General features: G+C 62.2%; 6 protein-coding genes. All 6 read right to left on the bottom strand.

What is annotated here, in order from left to right; genetic code table 11:
* Nucleotides 1–449: 449 nt before the first annotated feature.
* Complete coding sequence (locus OP497_RS13400; protein WP_280549202.1) at nucleotides 450–1,172, bottom strand: cytochrome c biogenesis CcdA family protein; 723 nt, start codon at nucleotides 1,170–1,172, stop codon at nucleotides 450–452.
* A gap of 123 nt (nucleotides 1,173–1,295) precedes the next feature.
* Nucleotides 1,296–2,375, bottom strand: coding sequence for a YncE family protein (locus OP497_RS13395; protein WP_280549200.1), 1,080 nt, complete (start codon nucleotides 2,373–2,375; stop codon nucleotides 1,296–1,298).
* Between the two features lie 195 nt (nucleotides 2,376–2,570).
* The gene (locus OP497_RS13390; RefSeq protein ID WP_280549198.1) at nucleotides 2,571–3,305 is read right to left on the bottom strand and encodes a phospholipase D-like domain-containing protein; all 735 of its coding nucleotides are present in this window, start codon (nucleotides 3,303–3,305) and stop codon (nucleotides 2,571–2,573) included.
* A 128-nt stretch (nucleotides 3,306–3,433) separates the two neighbouring features.
* Entirely contained in the window at nucleotides 3,434–3,772 is a 339-nt protein-coding gene (locus tag OP497_RS13385) for a cation transporter (protein WP_280549196.1), read from the bottom strand.
* Nucleotides 3,773–4,265: 493 nt separating this feature from the next.
* A complete protein-coding gene (locus OP497_RS13380) occupies nucleotides 4,266–5,012 on the bottom strand; it encodes a VTT domain-containing protein (RefSeq protein WP_280549194.1) in 747 nt (248 codons plus the stop codon).
* 417 nt (nucleotides 5,013–5,429) lie between these two features.
* Nucleotides 5,430–5,996, bottom strand: coding sequence for a hypothetical protein (locus OP497_RS13375; RefSeq protein WP_280549191.1), 567 nt, complete (start codon nucleotides 5,994–5,996; stop codon nucleotides 5,430–5,432).
* Nucleotides 5,997–6,000: the final 4 nt, after the last annotated feature.

Below are 6,000 nucleotides of genomic sequence, written 5' to 3'. Positions count from 1 at the left end.
GACAAGTTTATCGATCTGATGAGGCGAATAGCCCGCTATTTAACGAATCAGATCGAATGAAGTTGGCCGAAAGACCGGTTCTCGCAGTAGATCAGCGTTAAGTCCGACAGGATCCTAGCTTCCGCCACTGCCCCCAGCGAGGAATAATCATCGGTACCCGCTGCTCAGAGGCGCGATAGGCGTCAGCGAACCGAGCCCGCATCTGCCGTTCCTCGTGGTGGGCTAGCCATGTATAGACAAGCACGACCACCGGAAACAGGCCGGCCGAGGATAGCGTCAGTCAATGCACCACGCCTTCGCCGAACAAGGCGATCGAGTCCGGCTGGCACGAGGGTACGCCCTACGTGCAGGCCTACCAGCCACTGGAGGCACAGGAGAACGTCATGGCAGTGGACGGCGATCCGTGGAGATGACGAAGGAGACGCTGCTTATGCGGTTCGGTTGGCCCCTCAACCGATTGTGGCCAGGGCCGGGAACCAGTCCACCAGGATGCTGGAGAGCCGGGTAAGTGTCCCGGAGACGATCAGCAAGCCCATTAGGACCAGGATCACGCCGGCGACAGGTCGCGCATAGGCACTCCACTTGCCGAGGCGGCCCCGGTAGTGGCTGAACTTGTTGAGCAGCAGAGTGCTGGCCAGGAAGGGCATGGCCAGGCCCAGGGAGTACGTCGCCAGGTAGAGCATGCCGGCCTGTGCATTGGCAGTGGTCGAGGTGGCCATCAGGATCGCCCCCAGGATTGGGCCGATGCAGGGCGTCCAGCCGATGGCGAAGGAGACGCCGAAGAAGGTCGCCGCCATGGGGGAACCCCCTCTCGGCTCGGGTGACCACTGGAAGCTGCGCTGCAGGACGGGTAGTCGGAACATGCCCGTCATGAACAGGCCGAGCACGATGACGATGCTACCGGTGATCCAGTTGAGCTCCTGGCGATAACCGCGCAGGAGCTGGCCAATGCTGGTGACACCCAGGCCCATCAGGATGAAGACCACGCTGAAGCCGAAGACGAAGAAGGTGCTCAGCAGCAACGCCTCGAAGCGCCGGTCCGCCTTGCCGGCACTGCCGCCGGTGACCACCGACAGATAGGCGGGCAGCAAGGGCAGGGTGCATGGCGAGAAGAATGACAGCAGCCCACCGAAGAGGGCGCCGATCAGGCCGATAGAGGAGAGCGTGTCCACGGGGCAATCTACCTGGATGCTATGAAGTGGAAGGAGATCGACCGGCAACCGTCAGGGTTGCCGGTCTGGTTCGGTGAGGCAGCGCCTGCTGGAGGGAGGGGCACATAGGGCAGGCAGTCATCTTCACCTTGGTCGCGACACCTCGAGAGAGATCTGATGACCGATGCCCCCCAGTTCCACTGTCTGCAGTACCTCGAGGGAATCCGGGTCGAGGATCCACAGGTGGGGTTCTGCGCGGCTGGTGACCAGCACCCGACCATCGGTAGTTGCCACGGCGAGATGGTAAGGGGCCGGAGACAGCTCGGCACTATGCCGTGTGCCGTCATTGAGGGAGATCCTGACGATGCGATTATCGCCTTGACTCGTCGCATAGAGTCTCTGGCCATCCGGGCTCAGGTCGATGCCATGAGGTGCCGCGCCGATCTCGTATTCTTCGGCCACACGCCCGGTCGGAAGATCCACCGCCATGACTCTCCCTCCCTCAACATCGTTAACGTATAGGCGTGCCCCGTCCTCCGAGAGCACCATGTGCTCCGGGCTTCCGCCGACGTGGATATTACGCTGCACGAACCAGTGCTGAGTATCGACCTCGCTAATGGTGCCGTTACCCGCATTGCTGACCAGTATCGGGCCACCCGCTTCCTGCTGAACCAGGTAGTTGGGGTTGGGCCCCGTGGGCAAGGAGGCTATCACCTGGCCGCTTTCCAGCGACACCACGCTGATGCCTCCGCCGATGGGATGGGTCGAGACGGCATGGCGTCCATCGCGTGTGACCAGTACATGGTGCACGGGTGACGGCACCTCCAGGGTCCTGCTGATGCGGCTCGTGGCCGTGTCGGCGACGTAGAGCAGGCCGGTACTTGCTTCCTCCAGGGAGACCGTTCCGCCATCGCCATGATGGGCCGCGTGCTCGTCTTCCGTCACCCCTTCGGGGCGAGCGATCTCGCGACCGGACTCATGAGGGGTGAGACTGCCAAGGATGAGTTGCTGGCCGTCGGGCGTGAGGGCGGAGCCGTGCGTGTTGATCGTATCGGTCACGGTCGATACCACCTCCAGACGATCCAGGTCGATGATACCCACGGCATCTGCCGTCCCCATCGGCACGAATGCCCGGTCGTTGGCCGCCATGACGGCAGTCGAGGCTCCCAGGGCGACGCCGGCCATGAGACAAGCCAACCACGGTCTTTGCAGAGAGTTCTTCATGAGATGCATTTCCTGGATGTTGAGGCCCCGGCGGGACGTAGGGGACTACCAGCAGGTGGTCGGAATGTCATGGGGGTGCTTGTGGGGTAACACAATAGACCACTGGCGTGACCGCCCTCTTGATGCGTGTCAATTCAGAGGCTTCCGCCCCCCGGTGTCTTCCCAGTGCAACCCGCAACGGGAATGGCGTCGATATCATAGCCAATGCCTTGCACTCCATCCGATGAATTCAGCCATTCGAGCGCTCAATGGCCGCCGCAACCAAGGTTCTCTCTGAACCTCAATCGACTCGTTCAAGTCAATCTCGAATATTGTCGCCAGGGCGGTGTTCAGTGACTGGCAGTCTGCCGCCAGAGTGAGTTCGTAGTTGATGAACAGGCTTCGGTAGTCGAGGTTGGCAGACCCCACCGTACTCCAGTCATCGTCCACGATAAGAGTCTTGGCGTGTAATACACGGGGCTGGTACTCGAATATCCGGATTCCTGCAGCCAGCAACCTGGAATAGGTCGCTCGTGAGGCCCACTGGACAAAAGGCACATCGTTCTTTCCCGGTACCAGCACTCTGACATCGACACCATCTGATGCCGCGCGGCACAAGTCACGCTGGGTTCCCGCATCCGGAAGAAAATATGGCGTGGTCAGCCACAGCCGATTGCGTGCAGCCTTGAAACGGTCTTTAAGATGGCAGCGCAGGCGATAACGGCAGGTATGGCCGTGATTGGTGAGCAGCTCTATAAAGTGGACCCCGGCGGGCCGGACAACTCGCCCGGCGAATACGCGAACCTGCTCGGCTTCGACAGCCACCTGATCCACGGTCTCGACCGGCCAGACGGCATCGGCACAAGGTCGCCACCAATAGGGCGCGCTCTCTGTCGCGGGCGACCAATGGAAGCTGCGCTGCAGGACGGGAAGTCGGAACACGCCCGTCATGAAAAGGTCGAGAACGATGACGATGCTGCCGGTGAGATGGCTTTCACGTTATCGGCATTCGGTGACACACCCCGTCAGCTCGGCGGCGATCCGTACGATATGGTGGTGGCGGGTGATGACCGGAGCCGTCAATGGCAGCTCCACGGCTCCTTACTGGCATTGTCCTTGATGTTCTGGTCGACGAACCGGTAGTGGTCTTCCTTGAAACGTGTCCACCAGTCGTTGCTGATCTCGATGGCGTGCCGGTCGAGGATCGCCTCGATATGGTCGATGCATAGCCGCGACGCATCATAGGCCAGGCTGAGCCTGCGCTTGTCGGTGTCGTAGTCGACTCTGTCAACCCCGTACACCTCATCGATCTCCCCGATGGCGAGGCCTAACGCTTCCTCATTGCAGGGTTCGAGCTTCAGCTTGCGAGTCACTAGGTTGACCTCGGAGACGCCGAGGCGGCGCTCTTGCTTCGACATGATGCACACTCCCCTCTATCTTTTTTCGTCCTGCACGGTCAGGTGCTTGTCGGGCTGAGGCGAAGGCATTGTCCAGCACCGACACCGTGCTGATCGACCTGGCGACATTGGTACCAGTCCCCATGGCGATACCGACCTGCACCACCGCATGCATCGTCTTCACCTTGCCGGCCTTCTGCTCCGGCAGCACCGCAGCTTGGCTCAGGCGCTTGGGAACTGCCAAGTTGCTCAAAGTCTAAATCCCTTGTGGTACCCAATGGTCAAGCGAAAGGGGAACACCAAGGTGCGGATGGCACCACACCTTGATCGACATCATGCAAATCCCGCCTTCCGGGGTCCCCGCCACCCGCCTGAACGATGCAGTGAAGCCAAGGCGGAAAAGGCGGAGCTTGTGCGTGGTGTCATGGAGATGTCAGCGAGGGATGACAGGGTAGAGAGTGTCGTCACTCCCATGATAATCGGCTCCAGGGGAGCTTGGTGGGACTCAGACTGGCTATCCCAGGTGAAGCCAGCGCCTGAGGGCCGCTCGCACGTGTACTGGCGTGACCTTCCAGGCCAGCGGGAGCAGGGTAATGGTGCCGAGCGCGAGCACGGTGAGACCCGCGCGGCGCAGATCGTCTGAGGCGAGTTCGTCGCCGAAATGCGCCAGCAGGAAGCTTGCTGGTAGCACCCCCAGCAGCGTCGCGACGGCGAAGCGCCAGGCCTTGAGAGGTGAGAGTCCCGCCGCGTAGCTGATGACGTCGAATGAGACGAACGGCATGAGCCGGGTGGCGAAAACGGCGGCCATCAGGGCGTTCTGGGAGTCAATGAAACGGTATAGCAGGTTCGGGGGCGGGCGCACGCCCGACCAGGCCCTCAGGGCGTCATACCCCAGCAGGCGGGCAATGCAAAACGCGATCAGCGCACCGGTACCGGAGCCGATGGCGACATAGAGTGTCCCCCAGGCATGGCCATAGGCCGCGCCGGCGGCAAGCGCGATCGGCGCACTGGGGATCGGACTCATGACGATGGCAAGGGTCATCAGGCCTATGACCAGGATCGGCCCCAATGGACCAAGTCGTATCACCGCCTGCTCGAGGGTATCGCCGGTGAGCAGGGTATCCAGCGTACCACTACGCCACAGCACCAGGGCAATGGCAAGAAAGGCGGCAAGCAGCATAACGCCCAGGAGGATGCGCCGCCTCGAGGTAGGAAAGAAGCGGGAAGGGGCGCCGTCCTCATGCTTCTGATGCCTGGCCATGTCACCCAATCCTGATTTCCTTAACCCCGCCTTGTGGCTGAAAACGTCAAACTCCTCTGCTGTCCGTGGTGACATGATGTGGGCACCCGCGACGATGATCAAGGGAAGGAGCGGCACGAGCAGAAGGGGGCAACCGCTCGTTTCGACACTCGTCGGGAAGATACCTGGATCATGCTCAAGGCCAGCGGCACAAGCGTGTTTCGCCACGGCCATTGGGTTGGCGATAATAGGCTCGGTCCGGGGCTGATCGGCTGGTTGCCCGTCGGAGGTGATGGGGGCCGTTGCGACTTTGCTGGCGGTGGCCTTGTGGGGGGACTGAGGCCACCGCCCCGGCAGGCACCGGGGCAATGTTGTTGCCCGTAGACGATTCAGCCGATATTGCGTGAGAGGCTCGGGGTGAGGAACGCGAGAGCAGGGTCAGAACGGGTAGTGGATGGACGCCGTCATCAGGTTGAGGTGGTTCATGGCCGGGGCTTTGATCTCCTCGAATTCCAGGCGGCTGACGAGGTGGTGCAGCTGCAGGCGGGCCCCGAAGCCCTGCACCCTGGCGGTGCCCCCGCGAAGCGGGTCGCCGTCCCCGACGGGGTCGCCCTGCCACTCCGCCAGGCCCGACTTGGCGTAGAGCCCGAGCGGCCCGAGACGCACGCCGGCCACCAGGCTGCCACCCAGGCTGGTGGTGTCGAGCAGCTGCTGGCCATCGGTGAGGGACACCGGTACGTCATCGCTTTCGCGGTAGCTGAATTCGGCGCCCAGATCGAGGCGCGGCAGGTACTGTGGCGTGAAGCCGGCGGTGAGGCGAAAGCCCGAGGTATAGCCGTCGGGCGTCTGGACGCCGCGCCCCTGGATGATCATGCCATTGTCGAGGTGCATCAGATCCTGCGCCATGCCCCCGTAGGCGGGCATGGGCGAATCGGCCTGCGAGGGCAGCGCCAACAGCGCCAGGACACTAGCCAGTGCGATAACGAGGCGTGAATCCGGTTGCATGATC

It is taken from the genome of Halomonas sp. 11-S5 (genome assembly GCF_029889825.1).
Classification (GTDB): domain Bacteria; phylum Pseudomonadota; class Gammaproteobacteria; order Pseudomonadales; family Halomonadaceae; genus Halomonas.
The sequence above is the reverse complement of the archived record's forward strand: the minus strand, read 5'-3'. Positions and strand labels throughout refer to the sequence as shown.